The organism is Roseibium sediminis, assembly GCF_008711325.1.
Classification (GTDB): Bacteria; Pseudomonadota; Alphaproteobacteria; order Rhizobiales; family Stappiaceae; genus Roseibium; species Roseibium sediminis.
This window is the reverse complement of the sequence record NZ_VXDB01000021.1, coordinates 52,634-70,495: the sequence shown is the minus strand read 5'-3', so window position 1 is coordinate 70,495 and position 17,862 is coordinate 52,634. Positions and strand designations below refer to the sequence as shown.

General features: G+C 58.7%; 14 protein-coding genes. 6 read left to right on the top strand and 8 right to left on the bottom strand.

Going from position 1 to position 17,862, the window contains the following annotated elements; translation table 11 throughout:
- Positions 1–9: 9 nt before the first annotated feature.
- From F0155_RS18455 to F0155_RS18435, 5 genes are all read right to left on the bottom strand, one after another.
- On the bottom strand, positions 10–660 hold the full coding sequence (locus F0155_RS18455) for a hypothetical protein (RefSeq protein WP_150526031.1): 651 nt from the start codon (positions 658–660) through the stop codon (positions 10–12).
- A 946-nt stretch (positions 661–1,606) separates the two neighbouring features.
- Positions 1,607–3,025 (bottom strand): amidase, encoded by a 1,419-nt coding sequence (locus F0155_RS18450; protein ID WP_192913841.1) that lies wholly within the window; start codon positions 3,023–3,025, stop codon positions 1,607–1,609.
- A 105-nt stretch (positions 3,026–3,130) separates the two neighbouring features.
- Positions 3,131–3,733 carry a GNAT family N-acetyltransferase gene (locus F0155_RS18445; RefSeq protein ID WP_150526029.1) on the bottom strand — a complete coding sequence of 201 codons (603 nt, stop codon included), beginning with the start codon at positions 3,731–3,733 and terminating at the stop codon, positions 3,131–3,133.
- A 22-nt stretch (positions 3,734–3,755) separates the two neighbouring features.
- Positions 3,756–5,069 (bottom strand): NAD(P)/FAD-dependent oxidoreductase, encoded by a 1,314-nt coding sequence (locus F0155_RS18440; protein ID WP_150526028.1) that lies wholly within the window; start codon positions 5,067–5,069, stop codon positions 3,756–3,758.
- 2 nt (positions 5,070–5,071) lie between these two features.
- Complete coding sequence (locus tag F0155_RS18435) at positions 5,072–6,391, bottom strand: NAD(P)/FAD-dependent oxidoreductase (protein ID WP_150526027.1); 1,320 nt, start codon at positions 6,389–6,391, stop codon at positions 5,072–5,074.
- A 203-nt stretch (positions 6,392–6,594) separates the two neighbouring features.
- On the opposite strand from F0155_RS18435, the gene F0155_RS18430 reads away from it, so the two are divergent.
- The gene (locus tag F0155_RS18430; protein WP_150526026.1) at positions 6,595–6,807 is read left to right on the top strand and encodes a hypothetical protein; all 213 of its coding nucleotides are present in this window, start codon (positions 6,595–6,597) and stop codon (positions 6,805–6,807) included.
- A 36-nt stretch (positions 6,808–6,843) separates the two neighbouring features.
- Here the strand turns inward: F0155_RS18430 and F0155_RS18425 are convergent, their stop codons facing one another.
- The 3 genes from F0155_RS18425 to F0155_RS18415 form a co-directional block, all read right to left on the bottom strand.
- Positions 6,844–8,898 (bottom strand): putative bifunctional diguanylate cyclase/phosphodiesterase, encoded by a 2,055-nt coding sequence (locus F0155_RS18425; protein WP_150526025.1) that lies wholly within the window; start codon positions 8,896–8,898, stop codon positions 6,844–6,846.
- A gap of 349 nt (positions 8,899–9,247) precedes the next feature.
- Entirely contained in the window at positions 9,248–9,949 is a 702-nt protein-coding gene (locus tag F0155_RS18420) for a histidine utilization transcriptional repressor HutC (RefSeq protein WP_150526024.1), read from the bottom strand.
- Positions 9,950–9,966: 17 nt separating this feature from the next.
- Complete coding sequence (locus F0155_RS18415; protein WP_150526023.1) at positions 9,967–11,346, bottom strand: formimidoylglutamate deiminase; 1,380 nt, start codon at positions 11,344–11,346, stop codon at positions 9,967–9,969.
- A gap of 82 nt (positions 11,347–11,428) precedes the next feature.
- Between F0155_RS18415 and hutI the strand changes: the two genes are divergently transcribed.
- Genes hutI through F0155_RS18390 form a run of 5 tightly spaced genes read left to right on the top strand, consistent with a single transcriptional unit; the run spans position 11,429 to position 17,797 of the window.
- The gene (hutI, locus tag F0155_RS18410) at positions 11,429–12,634 is read left to right on the top strand and encodes an imidazolonepropionase (protein ID WP_150526022.1); all 1,206 of its coding nucleotides are present in this window, start codon (positions 11,429–11,431) and stop codon (positions 12,632–12,634) included.
- Positions 12,631–14,187, top strand: a complete 1,557-nt coding sequence (gene hutH, locus F0155_RS18405) for a histidine ammonia-lyase (protein WP_150526021.1) — start codon at positions 12,631–12,633, stop codon at positions 14,185–14,187. The genes hutI and hutH overlap by 4 nt, the downstream gene beginning before the upstream one ends.
- Positions 14,174–14,968, top strand: coding sequence for an N-formylglutamate deformylase (gene hutG / locus F0155_RS18400; protein ID WP_150526020.1), 795 nt, complete (start codon positions 14,174–14,176; stop codon positions 14,966–14,968). The genes hutH and hutG overlap by 14 nt, the downstream gene beginning before the upstream one ends.
- Before the next feature lie 35 nt (positions 14,969–15,003).
- The gene (hutU, locus tag F0155_RS18395; protein ID WP_150526019.1) at positions 15,004–16,677 is read left to right on the top strand and encodes a urocanate hydratase; all 1,674 of its coding nucleotides are present in this window, start codon (positions 15,004–15,006) and stop codon (positions 16,675–16,677) included.
- A 31-nt stretch (positions 16,678–16,708) separates the two neighbouring features.
- A complete protein-coding gene (locus F0155_RS18390) occupies positions 16,709–17,797 on the top strand; it encodes a TRAP transporter substrate-binding protein (RefSeq protein WP_150526018.1) in 1,089 nt (362 codons plus the stop codon).
- Positions 17,798–17,862 lie beyond the last annotated feature (65 nt).

Sequence of the window (17,862 nt, the reverse complement as noted above, 5' to 3'; positions counted from 1 at the left end):
CGGCTGCTCCTAAAAGGCCAAGCCAAAATCATTGGGTTTTTGCGGGTGTCCAGCTCCTTCTTCATCATAAAAAAGCGGCGAACCATGGAGGTGAAGATACCATCCTAAACGCCTATCATATTTACGTTCCAAGTTTTCGGCAGCAAAACCCGTACCCCAGAAGCCATCAATCAAGCTTCCGCCATATCCATCGCAAACTTTTTTGCTATTAAATCCATCATACAATAACCGGTCGTAGTTCAAGGTCGCAACGTGCGATCTGGAGTCCCTGATAAAGGCACATAGAGATTCCAGAAATACATCTGGAAGTTTCTTCTCATCAACATGAAAAGAGCAGGCAACACCATGAATAAACTTCCGAATAGCGGCTGGGAAATCTTTCCCCATGTCGGATAGCCAATGAACATCCGCGGGATCGCCAACGCTATTCAAGAAATCACAGGACGAGAGCACACGCTGCAGAAGCTCCAAGTCACTCTCGTCATTCGGACGACCATCCTCACAGCGGTCAGGCAGGCAAGCCCGAATGAGCTTCTTTTGCGCCTCATCAATAATGCCACCATCATCCCAAACACGACCGATTGCTGCGTCCAGAGAAAAGAAGGCCGGATCAAGCGCCATGCCCAGTCCATTACCAAAAATAATCGTCTTTCGTGACATGAGTTAATCTTTACTCCAGTGTAAAAACAAAGCGAAACAACTAGAAGTATTCGAATTATCGCCAACCAACCGGCTGGACAACGCTATTAGCCGACTGTCACCAGTATTCTTGAGAATCTGCAGAACAGCATGGATGACGATCTAGGCTGGGGCACGATCCCGGCAAAACACTCAGACTGTCATCCCGGACAAGCAAAGCGCGAGCCGGGATCCATTGAACGGTCAAGCGAGCAGGATTGGCAGGCAGGCGCGATCTCATCCCCTCCCCCTTGTGGGGAGGGCTAGGGTGGGGGTCTTGAGAGTTTTCAGCTCACGTCAATGATCGATGTTCCGGGCACTTCACCCCCACCCCTAACCCCTCCCCACAAGGGGGAGGGGAATCAACGCCCGGCAAGTGGGAACACGCGTGTTTGACGTTATCCCATGGCGTTGACCATTGGGTTCATTCCGTTTTCCGGCTGCGACTGGACGTGCTCATGGAAGGATCACGGTGTGGATCCCCGATCAAGTCGGGGATGACGATCGAGGCTGGGGCGCGATCCCGGCAAAACGCTCAGGCCGTCATCCCGGACAAGCAAAGCGCGATCCGGGATCCATTGAACGGTCAGGCGAGCAAGATTGGCGGGCTGGCGCGATCACATCCCCTCCCCCCGTGGGTGTACGGACGGGGGAGGGCTAGGGTGGGGATCTTGAAAGTTTTCAGCTCACGTCAATGATCGAGGTGCCGGGCACTTCACCCCCACCCCTAACCGCTCCCCACAAGGGGGAGGGGAACCAACGCCCGGCAAGTGGGCACAGACTCTCAAAATGTCATCCCGCACTTGATGCGGGATCGGCGAGCCCGGGAACGGAGTGAAGCATCGAGACTCCCCGATCCCGGCTCACGCGAACGCTTGGCCGGGATGACATCCTAATAATATCCAGTTCAGAGGCAAAAGATGAGAACCTAAACCCCCGGTGTCCGCGTCACCCAGTCTGTTCCATGATGGTAGGCGTGGCCGAGTTGGAGGAGTTTGAGGTCGGCGCCCTTGGGGCCGATCAGCTGCATGCCCATCGGAAAGCCCGATGCATTGAAGCCGACGGGAACGTTGAGCGCCGGAAGGCCGACGAGGGAGGCCGGGATGACGATTTCCATCCACTGGTGATAGGTGGTCATGGCGCGGCCCGCGATCTCAGGCGGCCAGTGGGTGTCCGCATCAAACGGGAACACCTGAGCCGACGGCAGGGCCAGAATGTCATACCGCTCGAAGGCGCGGGCAAGCTGACGGTACCAGCTGGAACGCAGCACACTGGCTTCAAACACCTCGGTTCCCGACAGCGCAAGACCGCGCTCGATTTCCCAGATCGCTTCCGGCTTGAACTTTTCGCGTGTTGACGGATTGTCATAAAGCGCCTTCAGGCCTCCTGCGATCGCAAAGGAGCGCAAGGCAAGCCATGAGTTCCAGATTTTCTCCGGCGCAAAGGCGGGAGCAAACGGCTCCACCTCCGCGCCCAGATCGGCAAGTGTCGGAAAGGCCGCTTCGCAGAGATCCAGAACGCCGGGCTCCATCGCATAATGACCGTTCCAGTCGCCGATCCAGCCGATCTTAAGGCCCTTCACATCCGCATCCAGCTTGCCCGAGAAAGTAGGAACCTCGGAATAGGAATGCGGCAGGCGCGGATCGGGGCCGGCGATCACATCCAGCAAGAGCGCAAGGTCCTGAACGGAACGCGCCATCGGGCCGTCTGTTGCCAGCTGATTGAAAAAGCTCTCCTTTCGCGGATCGCCCGGTACAAGGCCATAGGTCGGGCGGAAGCCGTAAACATTGCAGAAGGCTGCCGGATTGCGCAGCGAGCCCATCATGTCGGACCCGTCGGCCAGCAGCACCAGTCTTGCCGCAAGTGCAGCAGCCGCCCCGCCAGATGAACCGCCCGCCGTCCGGCTTGTGTCGTAAGGGTTGCGCGTCACCCCGTGAACCGGGTTGTAGCTCTGGGACCCCATGCCGAATTCCGGCGTGTTCGTCTTGCCGATAAAGATCGCACCAGCCGCCCGCAAGCGTTCTGCCAGAATGTCATCTTGAACCGGAACATGATCAGCGAAGATCGGCGAGCCATGGGTGGAGCGCAGCCCCTTCACTTCCACCAGATCCTTCACCGCGAAAGGCAGCCCGTGCAGCGGTCCCTTGCGGGCTTCATTGTCAGCCGCCTTCGCTGCTGCCATCAGCGCCTCGCGATCAGGCATGGAGACAATGGCGTTGATTGCCGGATTGACCTGCTCGATCCGGTCCAGAACCGCGTCCATGACGTCGGCAGAGGAAATTTCCTTCCGCTCCATCAGCCCCAAAAGGTCAACAGCATCAAGGGAAGTCAGGTCGGTCGCAGGCATGGGAATTTCCGGTTTTGGAACGAGGCAGGAACCAGAAGTTGACCACAGCACCGCCCGGTCCCGCAACGGCAAAATTGCCCGCAGGACAATTCGCTTTGCGGACCCTCACAGCCGCATGCCACACCAGATAGTGGCGGGGCGGTCATCGCGGACGATGCCGAGGCTCTTGCTGGTCCAGAAGGCCAGCCCGGCTTTGTTGGACGGAGCAACCCCGGCATGAACGCCAGTCGCGCTGCGGTTTTTCAGCTCGTCGAGAAACAGGGAAAGCAACCGCGAACCGGCCCCCTTGCCCTGTGTTCTGGGGAGGACATTCATGTGAATGTGCGCCGGGTAGTCTGCCAGCAGCTCTTCCGGCGTGCGTGGAGGCTGGTGAATATGGCGAATGCGAGCACCATCCTGCATGCCTTTGCCATTGGCGATCCGGTCAACAGGAAAACGAGCCTTCAGGTCCGGCCACCAGTCTTCATCCAGCGCGGCCTCAAAGGCTGTCGTATCGGCCGTTCCAACCACATAACCGCAGATCCCTTCCTCATCCTCGGCAACGAACCCGAAGCCGCCACGAACCGTGACATAGGGCGCCGCATAATTCAGGCCGAGAAGGTCGGGATCATGATAGAGCGTGGTGGCATCTGCGCCTGCGTCGCCGGTCTTCAGGCAAATGGAACAAAGCGCTTCACTATCCGCACGCCGGGCCGTTCGAAATTTCATGATCAAAAGGGCTCGTCACATTTCAAATCCTGTCCTTCAAGCCATACCACCAATAGGCCATCTGAAGATAGGCAAGGCGGAAGGGCGGGACAGGGAAGCGGCGGAAAGGCGTCCGCATGACGCCCGGTATGTCGGACGCAGATATCCGGCCCAGCGCCAGATCGGCCACTTTCTCCCCCGAAAGAGAGGCCATGGCTATGCCGCTGCCATGCCAGGCCATGGCCGTATAGATGCCCTCGCACTCCGGCACGGCACCGACATAGGGCGTGAGGTTCCAGGACAGGCAGACATGGCCGTACCAGCTGTACTGCGTTTCCACGCCCGCCCATGCCGGGAACATGCGCTCAAAGTCTGCCCGCCCCTTCCTGGACATGCGCTCCAGCGCCGCCGGGGTTTCGACCAGACCGCCCCGCGTTCCAAACAGGAACCGGCGATCGGGAAGCAGGCGGAAATAATGCAGGAGAATACGACTGTCAGCCGCCATCAGGTCTGACGTCCAGCCTTGCGCGGCAAGCTCGTCGTCGCTCATGGGCCGCGTGACAAGGATGGACGACATGACAGGCAACGTCCGCCCGTAGAGCCAAGCCGGCAGGTTTTCATCCCGGTACCCGTTCCCGGCCAAAATGACCTTCTTGGCCCGAACGCTTCCACGATCTGTTTCCAGCCGCCATCCTCCGCCTTCCCTTTGAAGGCGGCTGGTTCGACTTTGTCCGTGAATTGCAGCGCCCGCTTTTCTCGCCTGTTCTGCAAGCGCCAGAACGTATTTCATCGGGTTGAGGGCAAATCCCTCATGGACGCGGTAGCCGCCATGAAACTCAGCTCCGCCCAGCCCCTGCTCTTTCAATTCCTCCGGACGCAGAAGGCTGTGCTTCAGGCCGAAAGTGCGGTTGGTCCAGTCGATTTCATCGGCGAAGGCGAGATAGTCCGACGGGCGGTGAGCCAGAATGACTTCACCCTTTGAATGCCGGTCAACATCCGCCCCCCAGTCATCAAGGCGAGTTTCAACGGTATCCATTGCCTCGCACTGATAGCGGACATAGCTCCGCGCCTCATCCAGACCATAGGCGCGCGCCAGTTCCTGACCGGACTTCTTGGTTCCGCCATAGCAGCAAAACCCGCCATTGCGCCCGGATGCCCCCCAGCCGACATGCTCGGCCTCGAGAACCACCACCCGAATGCCCTGCAAGGCAAGCCTCAAGGCAGCGCTCAGACCGGCATAGCCGCCGCCAACAATGGCGACTTCGGCTTGTTGGTCGCCTTCCAGCTGCGGGTCACGGACCAAATCCGCAACTGACGCTTCCCAAAAACTTCCAATCCGGCGAGGTTGAAAAGACATGATCAGATCCCCAGTCGGTCTCGCATGGCAAACCACGTCATGGCCAAAACAAGCAGCGGATAGCGGAAATTCGCTCCGCCCGGGAAGGCCGGAAGGCGGATCTTGTCAAAGACGTCAAACCGCCCCGCGGTTCCGTCAATGGCCTCGGCGCAAAGCTGACCGGCAAGAGTTGCCATTGCAACACCATGTCCCGAATACCCGGAAGCGGAATAGACATTCGGCGCAACGCGGGCGAGATAAGGCATCCGCTTGGTTGTGATGGCCAGCGAACCGCCCCAACCGTAGTCCAGACGAACATCCTTCAGTTGCGGGAAGACCTCAAGCATGGGTTTGCGGACGAAGGACTTGATGTCCTCGGGAAACTTGTAGCCATAGGTTTCCCCGCCACCAAACAGCAGGCGACGGTCTGCAGACAGGCGAAAATAGTTGATCACAAACTTGGTGTCAGCCACAGCGCGACGGGAGGCGATGAGGTTTTCCGCCTCGCTTTCCGAAAAGGGTTCGGTCGCCACGATGAAATTGTTGATCGGCATCGTGTGCCGGGCTGTTTCTCCGTCGAGGGCGCCCAGATACCCATTGCAGCCCATCACCAGATACTTCGCACGCACGGTGCCGCCGTCCAGCTTAATGGTGACGGTGTCGCCCTGCTCATAGCTCTGGACACGGGACATTTCGAAAATGCGTGTTCCATGACGTTCGGCCCCACCAGCCAGACCGAGCGCAAGATTGAGCGGATGGAGATGCCCCGAGCCATGATTGATGGTCCCGCCGAAATAGGCAGGGCTGTTCACGCAGGCTCGAATGCCGTCCTGATCCAGAAACTCCAGTTTGTCATATCCATAGACCAGCCGCAGGTGCTCGATATGATCACGAGCATCTTCCACCCAGTCCTTGCGGTGAACAGCTTCCACCAGACCCGGCGTAAAGTCGCAGTCGATCTGGTAGTCGTGGATCAACGACCTCAGCAAATTCATGGAATCGAGCGACAGATCCCAAAGCGCCCGGGCATGCGCCTTGCCATGACGGCGCTCCAGGCTTTCCTGCCCGACACGTTGACCCGGACCTACCTGTCCGCCATTGCGGCCAGATGCTCCCCAGCCAACGCGATTGGCTTCAAGCAGCACAACGTCATAACCACGCGCAGACAGATGCAGGGCCGCCGACAACCCCGTGTAGCCGCCCCCGATCACACAGACGTCACAGGCAACCTCCCCCTTCAATTGCGGAAAATCCGTCTGCCGGTTGGCAGTGGCCGCATAATAGGAATTGGCGTGAACGCCGGGGGTGTCATTTGCCGTCAGAAGGTCTGGAGAAGAAAACATGGCACCGGATTTTATCTGAACCTTGGAATGCGATTTTTTGTGATCACATTTTGCGACATTCAGATTTGAACGTTCATGCGGGAAACGCAAGCGTATTTTTGACGGGTAGAAGAAGGTCGAGTGGACCAGCACCTTGAAAAGCCTTAAAACAGATAGCACATGGCATTTTCCAATTGCTTCTTTGCCTTCAGGAGTTTCCCGACGTGTTCGCCCCCGAACCCCATCCCTTTTTCGACCCCCTGTGGCGACGGATCGCATTGATAAGTCTTTGCGTGGCGTGGGCTGGTGTGGAGTTTTATCACCAGAAGACCGTATGGGGCGTGCTGGTTCTTGCAATCACCGCGCAAGCAGCCTGGTCATATCTTTTGAAGTACAAACGTACTGACGATCCGTCTGCAGACAAGCGCGAAGGCTAGCCATCAGCTTTTTCATCATGGCAGGTCGTATGGACGTCAGCTCACCAGCGACAAGGGCGGGCGCATGGGCCGTGCATTGGTGATCTTCCGGATTTCGGCAACCGGAACTGGCTTTCCGAAGAGATAGCCCTGAGCCTCGTTGCAGCCTTCAGCCGCGAGGAATTCCAGCTGGTCTTCTGTCTCGACACCTTCCGCCAGAACCGGGATATCGAGGCTCTCGGCCAGAATGATCGTTGAGCGAATGATCGCGGCAGAATGCTTGTTCTTGCCCAGATCCTTCACGAACTCGCGGTCGATCTTGATCTTGTCGAACGGGAACATCTGCAACGTTGCGAGCGACGAATAGCCGGTGCCGAAATCGTCCATGGCAATTCCGACGCCCAGGCTCTTGAGATCTCGGATAACCTGCATCGCATGGTTCCGGTCCGCCAGAAGGCCACTTTCTGTGATTTCCAGCTCAAGGCGCGCTGGGTTGAGGCCGCTTTTGCGCAGGACATCCTCCACGATGTCGGCAAACCCGTCCTTGGCCAATTGAACGGACGACACGTTTACCGCGATCTTGATCGGCGCTTTCCAGCTTGCAGCCTCGTCACAAGCGGCCTGAAGGATCCAGGGGCCAAAGACGTTGATCAGGCCAGTTTCCTCGGCAATCGGAATGAACTTGTAAGGAGGCACCATGCCGAGCGTGTCATGCTTCCATCTGAGGAGGACTTCGGCGCCCGTCACTTCTCGCGTCGCGACATTATTCTGGATCTGGTAATAGAGCTCCAACTCGCCGCGCTCATGGGCGTGGCTGAGATCAATGCTGAGCGTACCTCTTTCCTTGGCAGTCACGCCAAGGCTCTCCTTGTAGGGCGTGATTGTTCCCGGACCGGCACGGTTGGCACATTTCATTGCCTGTTCGGCCTTGTCGATCAGCTCCACGGCCTCCCTCGCATTTAACGGGAAAAAGGCATAACCGAAGGCTGCCCTGACAGGCAGGAGCCCGCCTTCCCATTTGAAGGAGGTTCCCAAAACGGCCTCGATACGGGCGCAAAGCGCATTCACTTCCCGCTTGCTGTAGACATCGCTTGCAAGAACCAGAAACTCGCAATCTCCGACCCGCCCCAATTGCTCGCTATCGCTGAGGCAACCGGACACGACTTTCGCAACATGCCGAAGCATGCTGTCAGTCGCCTTCTGACCATGGGCATCGCGAATGTCCAGGAAGCGATCCAGCGAGAAGGAGATCACCGCTGCCGCAGAGGGGCTCGAGGTTGCCCGTTGAAGCACTCTGCCAACCGCGGCGTTCATTCCCGGACGGTTCAAGAGCCCGGTCAAGGCGTCATGTTCGAATATGCGATGTATCCGGCCGTCAGTCGCCTCTTCTGTTTTGGCGTCGATCATGTAGGCCATGAAAACAGAGAGAAACAGCAGGGCCATCACGAGAAGAACCGCAATCCCAAGGACACCCTTGGAAAACATTGGCGCCTCTCCCGCATCCCCGCCAAGAGGAATAATCGTGATGCCCGCCATTGACGTGAAGTGGACCGATGTCACGCAAAGGACAAAGAGCACCACAGCGACATGACCACAAAACCGCGAGCACTGTTTCGAGATACGGTTGAGCACGAGTGCGGAAAAGAACCCACCGAGCAACACCGAGGCTGCGACATAGCTGGGTTCCATGATCACACGGCCTGAAATCTCCACGGCAGCAAGCCCGACATAGTGCATCGCCGCCACGGAAAAGCCGACAAGCGCTCCGCCTATCTCGGTGGAAAAGGGTCTGTCCGTGATATCGGACACCAGAAAACCAAGAGAGACGCCAGCAATCGCGACAATCAGCGAGACGATCGTCAATCCGAGGCTGTAGCCCTGTATCAAGTCGCTCTCATAGGCGAGCATGGAGAGGAAATGGGTTGTCCAGATCGTTCCCCCGCCAATCAATCCGGCCATGACAAGCCAGAGCAGCTTCAAAGAACTGGCTGATCGACGAACACGTGCATAAAGGCGCAAGGTGAAATAGGCACCAGTCGTGAGGACCAGCACCGCCAGAGACAGATAAAACGGGTCGTGTTCATACGCGATGCATGACAGGACGCTCAGCATTCTTTTCTTCCCCGGTCTGAACGGCGCGTTCGCCGTCCGCCACGTTTGATTGAACCGCACGGTTCGCCCTGTGCTGCAAGCCTGGGAAAACTCAAGAACCGGCCCGGCACTCAAAAGCGACCACAACCCCTGATCCGTAACATATACAGATGAACACAGAACTTACCTAAGGGAAGAAAACTCGTGAAACGCAAAACGATTCATTTACTTAAATTCACAGAAACAAGTCGCCAGCAGGCATTGCCTGAGACTGGAGCCTGTATTTTTAACAAGAGACAGGCTCTCTGCAGCTAACGAGACGAGACCATAAGTTGCAGAGGCTAAAGAGGCGAACACCGACAGGGATTCTTCAGATATCGGTTCGCATGCGGTATCCGGGGGCATACACCAACCTGACATGCGTGATCGGTTGATCTCCGGTCCAAGTGATGCGTTCAAGCGCAAAAAGGGCCGCGCCCGTCACCGTATCCAGAACCCCTGCCAGTTCGTCCGTTGCGTTGACGGCGAACAAGGACAGGTCCCCATGGCTGTAGGGCGCGTTATGGACGAGCCACTCATTGGCGCTGATCGTATCAAACGCCATGTCCCGCGCAGCAGGAGCTGCATCCAGATTGATATGACGCTCTTCATAGGCAAAGGGGCGATCATCGGCGAAATGAACCGTCTTCAGGAAGAGCACATTGTCCGACAGCGCAACTTGAAAGGCCCCATGCAACATCGGCGGCAAGGGCCGCATCTCGCGAAACACGAGACTGTGCCGATACGCCCGGCCCAGCGCCTCAACCTCTTCCCGAATGACCGGGATGGTCAGCGTTGCCTTTTGCGGCGGATTGAGCGCGACGCGGGTACCCGCACGGCGCTTGCGGATGACCAGCCCGCTTTCCGCCAGATCCCGAAGAGCCCGATTGACCGTCGTCCGCGCACAGCCGAACTCTTCGGCAAGGTCTGCCTCGTGAGGGATCTGTTCGCCCGGTTGCCATTCGCGTTCATGGATCCGCCGCAGCAATTCCTCGCGAATACCTGTCCAGGAATTGGTTTCCGCCAAAGACACTCGTGCCTTGCCTCTTTTTACAGCCGCTCGCGCAGAGCCTTCATGGTCGCCCGATAGCGGTTGCGGATTTCCTCTCCGCGGATATGCCGGCCACCGGTTACCACATGTCGCCCCGCTGACCAGACCTCCGACACCAACCGATCATCCCCCGCAAAGATGAAAGCATCGAGAACGTCATCCCCCATGCGCCCTTCCAGATCAATGGCAGTCCCGTCGAGCGCGATCAGATCAGCGAACTGACCCTTGGAAACGCTGCCGGAAGCCCGACCTGCCGCTTGTGATCCACCGGCCACGGCGCCATCGAACAGGACACGGCCAGTCGATCTATCGGTCGTGGCGACGGAGGCACGGCACTTGTCGCGAAGACGCTGCGAATATTCCAGCGTCCTGAGTTCTTCGGAGAGGGATATGCGAATGTTTGAATCCGACCCGACACCGAACCGTCCTCCATTGTCGAGATAACGAACGCCGTCGAAAATACCGTCGCCAAGGCTGGATTCCGTTATCGGGCAAAGTCCGGCAACAGCCCCGGATTGCGCAAGCCGGACAGTTTCCTGCTCGGTCATCTGCGTACAATGGATCAGGCACCAGCGCCCGTTCACATCATGATTGTCCAGCAGCCAGTCCACCGGACGCTGATTCAAACTCGCAAGAACTTCGTCAACTTCCGCAACCTGTTCGGCCAAGTGCATGTGGACAGGGCCGTTTCCGGCATAATCCACAACCTGCTCTAAATCATGAGTTGAAACCGCGCGCAGCGAATGAGGTGCGACGCCCAGCACCGCGTCCTTGGGCAGCACTTGAAGGGCTTTGCCCGCTTCTTGATGAAGTCGCGCGAAACGCTCGAAATCATTGCCAAAACGCACCTGCCCTTGCGTCAACGGGCGACCGTCAAGGCCGCCATATTGGTAGAAGACAGGCAGCAGCGTCAGACCAATGCCTGTCGTTTGTGCAGCCGCTACAATTCGCTCGGACAACTCTCCAAGAGACGCATAGGGTACACCGCCCGGCTGATGATGCAGATAGTGGAACTCGGCAACAGCAGAATAGCCGGCCTCCAGCATTTCCATCTGCACAAAAGCCGCTATCGCTTCCACATCTTCCGGCCTCAAGACATCCAGAAAGCGGAACATGATCTGACGCCATGTCCAGAATGTATCGCGTGGTTCAGGCCCCCGGCGTTCGCTCATGCCTGCCATGGCTCTCTGAAAAGCATGGCTGTGCAGGTTGGTTGGGGATGGTAGCAAAACCGCAATTGCGCGCCCCTCCCGTTCAGCATTCGATTCAACACGGGTGATCCGGCCATCCGCTGACACATCCACAGCGACATTCTTCGCCCAACCGCCGGGCAACAGGGCCTGTTCCGCGAAAAGCGTGGTTTGCGTTGCAGCAGGCATGGGCGATCTTCCCTCGTTGACACATTAATATGTGCATGCATATTATCTTTTATCGCAATCTAATCAAGTTTGGAATCGACCGTTGTCCCGACGTCTGCTGACCAACGCCTCCATCGTCACACTAGCAGAGACCGGCCTGCCGTATGGCCTGATCGAGGACGGTGCCCTTGTGCTGGATGGGGATACCATTGTCTGGGTCGGGAAAGCGACCGAGACGCCTGGGGAGCACTCATCCCTGGTAGCGGAAGACCTTGGCGGACGGTTGATCACCCCCGGTCTGATTGATTGTCACACCCATGTGGTTTTTGGCGGCAATCGCGCGCGCGAATTCGAGATGCGTCTGCAAGGCGCAACTTATGAGGAAGTCGCCCGTGCGGGCGGTGGCATCATCTCAACGGTTTCGGCAACCCGGAGCGCTTCGGAAGAGGAGTTGCTCGCATCCGCCCTCACCCGAGTGGACGCGCTGATCGCCGAAGGCGTCACGACGCTTGAAATCAAGTCCGGGTATGGTCTCGACCACGAAACCGAGCTTCGCATGCTGCGCGTGGCACGAAAGATCGCGGAAGCCCGGCCGATCCACGTCCTGACCACGTTCCTTGGCGCCCATGCGGTTCCCCCGGAATACAAGGACCGAGCGGACGCTTATCTCGACGAAGTCTGCCTGCCGACACTCGCAGCTGCCCATAAAGAAGGTCTCGTTGATGCAGTCGACGGCTTTTGTGAGCGCATTGCCTTCTCGCCAGATCAAATGGCCCGTGTGTTCGACAAGGCATCCGACCTCGGCCTGCCGATCAAACTGCACGCAGAACAACTGTCGAACCTCGGCGGAGCAGCGCTCGCGGCCTCCCGCAAGGCGCTTTCGGCCGATCATCTGGAATATCTCGATGAGACCGGCGTCAAGGCGATGGCAGAACACGGCACCGTCGCCGTTCTCCTGCCTGGCGCCTTCTACACGCTGCGAGAGACACAATACCCGCCGCTGGATCTTCTTCGCCAGCACAAGGTGCCGATTGCCCTCGCCACCGATTGCAATCCCGGCTCCTCTCCGCTCGCCTCCCTGCTATTGACCATGAACATGGGATGCACGCTGTTCCGCATGACACCGGAAGAAGCGCTTGCCGGCGTGACGCGAGAGGCAGCACGGGCACTCGGATTGACGAATGTCGGCACTATCGAGGCTGGAAAACGCGCAGACCTTGCTGTCTGGAATGTCTCCCACCCGGCTGAACTTTCTTATCGCATCGGCTTCAACGTCCTTGAAACCCGCATTTTCGGAGGCTCCAGATGAGCACCCTCACGCTTGTTCCCGGCACCGTCACTCTCGGGGATCTAGAACGCATCTATCGCAAGCAAACACCTGTCCAGATCGACCGTTCCGCAAAGGCGGCCATTGATCTTGCCGCGGAACGGGTTGCGGAAGCAGCTCGCGGTGATGTCGCCGTCTATGGCGTGAATACGGGCTTCGGCAAGCTTGCCAGCGTCAAGATCGCCTCGGAGAAAACTGCGACCTTGCAGCGCAATCTCATTCTCTCCCATTGCTGCGGCGTGGGCGAGTCCATGGACCGGGCAACCACGCGCCTCATGATGGTCTTGAAACTGCTCTCGCTAGGACGCGGCGCATCCGGTGTTCGCTTCAAGGTTCTGGAGCTGATTGAGGCCTGCCTTGAAAAGAACGTCACACCGGTCATTCCCTCGCAAGGCTCAGTCGGCGCATCAGGCGATCTCGCGCCGCTTGCCCACATGACGGCCGTGCTGATCGGAGAAGGCGAAGCCGAATATGAAGGGGCGCGCATGCCTGGCGGCGAAGCCTTGGCCAAGGCAGGGCTGACCCCGGTGGTTCTCGGTTCCAAGGAAGGCCTTGGCCTCATCAACGGCACGCAGTTCTCGACCGCTTGCGCCCTCACCGGTCTCTTCGACGCCTGGCGTCTTGCCGAGGCAACCATGGTGACAGCCAGCCTCTCGACGGACGCAATCATGGGTTCGACTGCCCCGCTCCTGCCGGAAATCCACGCCCTTCGTGGCCACCGCGGCCAGATTGAAGTCGCCAAGTCGATGCGGGACATCATGGAAGGCTCGGAAATTCGGGAAAGCCACCGCGAAGGCGACACCCGCGTTCAGGACCCCTACTGCATTCGCTGCCAACCGCAGGTGGCCGGTGCCTGCGTCGATCTCCTGCGCATGGCTGCAACCACACTAGAAATCGAGGCCAACGCGGCGACGGATAATCCGCTCGTTCTGGTGGATGAGGGCCGCATCGTTTCCGGCGGCAACTTCCACGCCGAACCGGTCGCCTTTGCCGCAGACCAGATCGCCCTCGCCATTGCCGAAATCGGCGCGATTTCCCAGCGCCGGATTGCGCTGATGGTCGACCCGACCCTGTCCTTCGACCTGCCGCCATTTCTTGCAAAAGACCCCGGCCTCAACTCGGGCATGATGATTGCCGAAGTAACCACGGCGGCCCTTATGAGCGAGAACAAGCATCTTGCAAATCCCTGTTCGACGGATTCGACCCCGACCAGCGCCAATCAGGAAGACCATGTGTCCATGGCTGCCCATGGCGCACGGCGTCTGGAGCGCATGAACAAGAACCTTTCCCACATTCTGGGCGTCGAACTTCTCTGCGCTGCGGAAGGTGTGGAGCATCGCGCACCACTCAAAACCAGCGCACCGTTGCAGGCTGTCATAGCGACCCTTCGCGAAACCGTCGCCCCGCTGACCGAAGACCGCTACATGGCGCCGGATCTCGAAGTTGCCGCCGATCTGGTCCGCTCCCGCAAGATCGTCGCCAAAGTGTCCGCCGATCTGATGATCAAGCTGGGGGACAGCCATGAAGCCTGTTGAGGTTACGCGTGGCGACAGCCCGATCGTGCTCGGCGTTCCCCATTCAGGAACCTTCGTGCCGAACGACATCTGGACGAAGCTGAATGACAACGGGAAGCTGCTCGCCGACACCGACTGGCACGTGGACAAGCTCTATTCGGGTCTTCTGCCCGGAGCCACAATGGTGCGGGCAAATTTTCATCGCTACGTGATCGACGCCAATCGCGATCCGGAAGGGGTGAGCCTTTATCCGGGTCAGAATACGACAACGCTCTGCCCGACCACCGACTTTGACGGGCTGGCCATCTACCACGATGGCGAAGAGCCGGATGCAAAGGAAATCGAAAGCCGTCGTTTGGTGTGGCACGCGCCATATCACGCAGCGCTGGAAGCAGAACTGAGCCGCGTTCGCGAAAAGCATGGCGTCGCCCTCCTTTATGACTGCCACTCCATCCGCTCGGTCGTGCCTTATCTCTTTGATGGCACTCTTCCCGATTTCAACACAGGCACGAACAATGGCACGACCTGCGACAAGCAGGTTGAGACAACGGTTGTTGACATCACCGAAGCAGCAGAGGGCTTCAGCTCGGTATTGAACGGGCGGTTCAAGGGCGGCTGGACAACCCGTCACTATGGCAAGCCGGAAACCGGTGTTCACGCCATCCAGATGGAACTGGCCCAGTCCACGCATCTTCAAACCCAAGCGCCTCCCTTTGCTTACGACGAGGAAAAGGCCGCGAAACTGCGCGGGCATCTCGCCGACATACTGACCGCCCTCGACAAGCTTGCAGCCAGGCTTTGACGCCAGCCGACCAGACAGACCTAAGGAACACACCCATGGTAGATCGCCGCCACAACGCACGAGACGTTTTCCCGCCGACCGGCACGACACTCAACACCAAGTCCTGGCTGACCGAAGCCCCCTTGCGCATGCTGATGAACAACCTGCATCCGGATGTGGCCGAAAATCCGCATGAGCTGGTCGTCTATGGCGGCATTGGCCGCGCAGCCCGCACCTGGGAGGACTTCGATCGCATTGTCGCAGCGCTGAAAGAGCTCAACGAGGACGAGACCTTGATGGTTCAGTCCGGCAAACCTGTCGGCGTCTTCAAGACCCACAAGGACGCGCCGCGCGTTCTGATCGCGAACTCCAATCTGGTGCCGAACTGGGCAAACTGGGACCACTTCCACGAGCTCGATAAAAAGGGTCTGGCCATGTACGGCCAGATGACCGCCGGGTCGTGGATCTATATCGGCACGCAGGGCATTGTTCAGGGCACTTATGAAACCTTCATGGAAGCTGGCCGTCAGCATTATGAAGGCAACCTGAAGGGCCGCTGGATCCTGACCGGTGGCCTTGGCGGCATGGGCGGCGCCCAGCCTCTGGCGGCTGTGATGGCTGGCGCATGCTGCCTCGCCGTCGAATGCGATGAAAAGAGCGCTGACTTCCGCCTGCGCACCCGCTATGTCGATGAAAAAACCCACTCCCTCGACGAAGCCCTAGCGCTGATCGATCGATGGACAAAGGCCGGTGAAGCCAAATCCGTCGCCCTGATCGGCAACGCAGCCGAGGTCTTCCCCGAACTCGTCAAGCGCGGCGTGAAGCCGGATATCGTCACCGACCAGACCTCTGCCCATGACCCGGTCAACGGCTATCTGCCCCTTGGCTGGACCGTTGCCGAATGGCGCGCCAAGGCCGAATCCGATCCAAAGGCGGTCGAAAAGGCTGCCCGTGCCTCGATGAAGGTTCACGTTCAAGCCATGGTCGATTTCTGGAACGCTGGCGTTCCGACCCTCGATTATGGCAACAACATTCGTCAGGTTGCACTGGAAGAAGGTCTGGAAAATGCCTTCGCCTTCCCCGGCTTTGTTCCGGCCTATATTCGTCCGCTGTTCTGCCGCGGCATTGGTCCGTTCCGCTGGTGCGCGCTCTCCGGAGACCCGGAGGATATCTACAAGACAGACGCCAAGGTGAAGGAACTCATTCCCGACGACCAGCACCTGCACAACTGGCTAGACATGGCCCGCGAGCGCATTGCCTTTCAGGGGCTCCCGGCCCGCATTTGCTGGGTCGGTCTTGGCCTGCGCCACCGCCTCGGACTTGCTTTCAACGAGATGGTGCGAACCGGCGAACTGAAAGCACCGATCGTGATCGGCCGCGACCATCTGGACAGCGGCTCCGTTGCCTCGCCGAACCGCGAGACGGAAGCCATGAAGGACGGTTCGGACGCTGTCTCCGACTGGCCGCTGCTGAACGCTCTCCTCAACACCGCCTCCGGCGCAACATGGGTCTCGCTCCATCATGGCGGCGGCGTCGGCATGGGCTTTTCGCAGCATTCCGGCATGGTGATCTGTTGTGACGGGACGGACGATGCGGCCCGCCGCATTGAACGTGTTCTGTGGAATGACCCGGCAACGGGCGTCATGCGTCATGCCGATGCAGGCTACGACATCGCCCTCGATTGTGCCCGCGAGCAGGGCCTGAAATTGCCGGGCATCCTTGGAAACTGAGCATCTTCTTTAAACAAAACGGGAGGTTAAGATGAAAAGACGTGATTTTCTGAAAGCCGGTGCAATCGGTGCAGCGGCGACCACGCTGGCAGCTCCTGCAATCGCGCAGGACATTCGTCAGTGGAAGATGGTCACCGCGTGGCCGAAGAACCTGCCGGGACCGGGTGTTGCAGCCCAGATGCTGGCAGACCGGATCACGGTCCTTTCCGGTGGTCGTATTGAGGTAAAACTCTTCGCCGCTGGCGAAATCGTTCCGGGCAACGGTGTTTTTGATGCTGTCGGCCAGGGAACGGCCGATCTCTATCACGCCGTTCCGGCCTATTGGGGTTCCAAGTCGAAGGGCATCTTGCTGTTTGGCTCCCAGCCATTTGGTCTCACCGCACCCGAACAGGCCGGCTGGATGATCCACGGTGGCGGTCAGGCGCTTTATGACGAGATCTATGCGCGCTTCAATCTGAAGCCATTCCTTTGCGGCAACTCCGGCCCGCAGTGGGCAGGCTGGTTCCGAAACGAGATCAACTCGGTCGACGACCTCAAGGGCCTGAAGTTCCGCTCCACGGGTCTTGCCTCGGAAATGTGTGCCAAGCTTGGCATGGCGGTTCAGGCCATGAGCGGCCCGGCCATGTTCCAAGCCCTGCAGTCCGGCGCTCTGGATGCGGGCGAGTTCATTGGTCCGTGGACCGACAGCGCGCTCGGCTACTACCAGATTGCCAAGAACTACTACTGGCCGGGCGTTGGCGAGCCGTCTTCTGCAGAAGAATGCGCCGTCAATCTGGAAACCTTCAATGCCCTTCCGGACGATCTGAAGGCAGCTGTCACGCAGGCATGCGCCAGCCTCTACAATGATGTGCTGACCGAGTACAACACCAAGCACGCCCAAGCCCTGAACCAGCTGGTTTCAGACCACGGTGTGCAGGTACGCAAGTTGCCGGACGACGTGATCGTGGCCATGGGCAATGCGGCTGGAGAAGTGATTGCCGACCTGAAGTCCGATGAGGACGAACTGGTCCGCCGGATCACCGACAGCTTCCTCGCCTATCGCAAGCTGATGAAAGACTACATGTCGTATGCGGACAACGGGCAGATGAACGCCCGTTTGCTCGACTACAAATACGACTAAGCCTTTCCTCAAGCTCATCAGAGGGTCGATGTTCCGCATCGGCCCTCGCACTGCGACAAGACGAG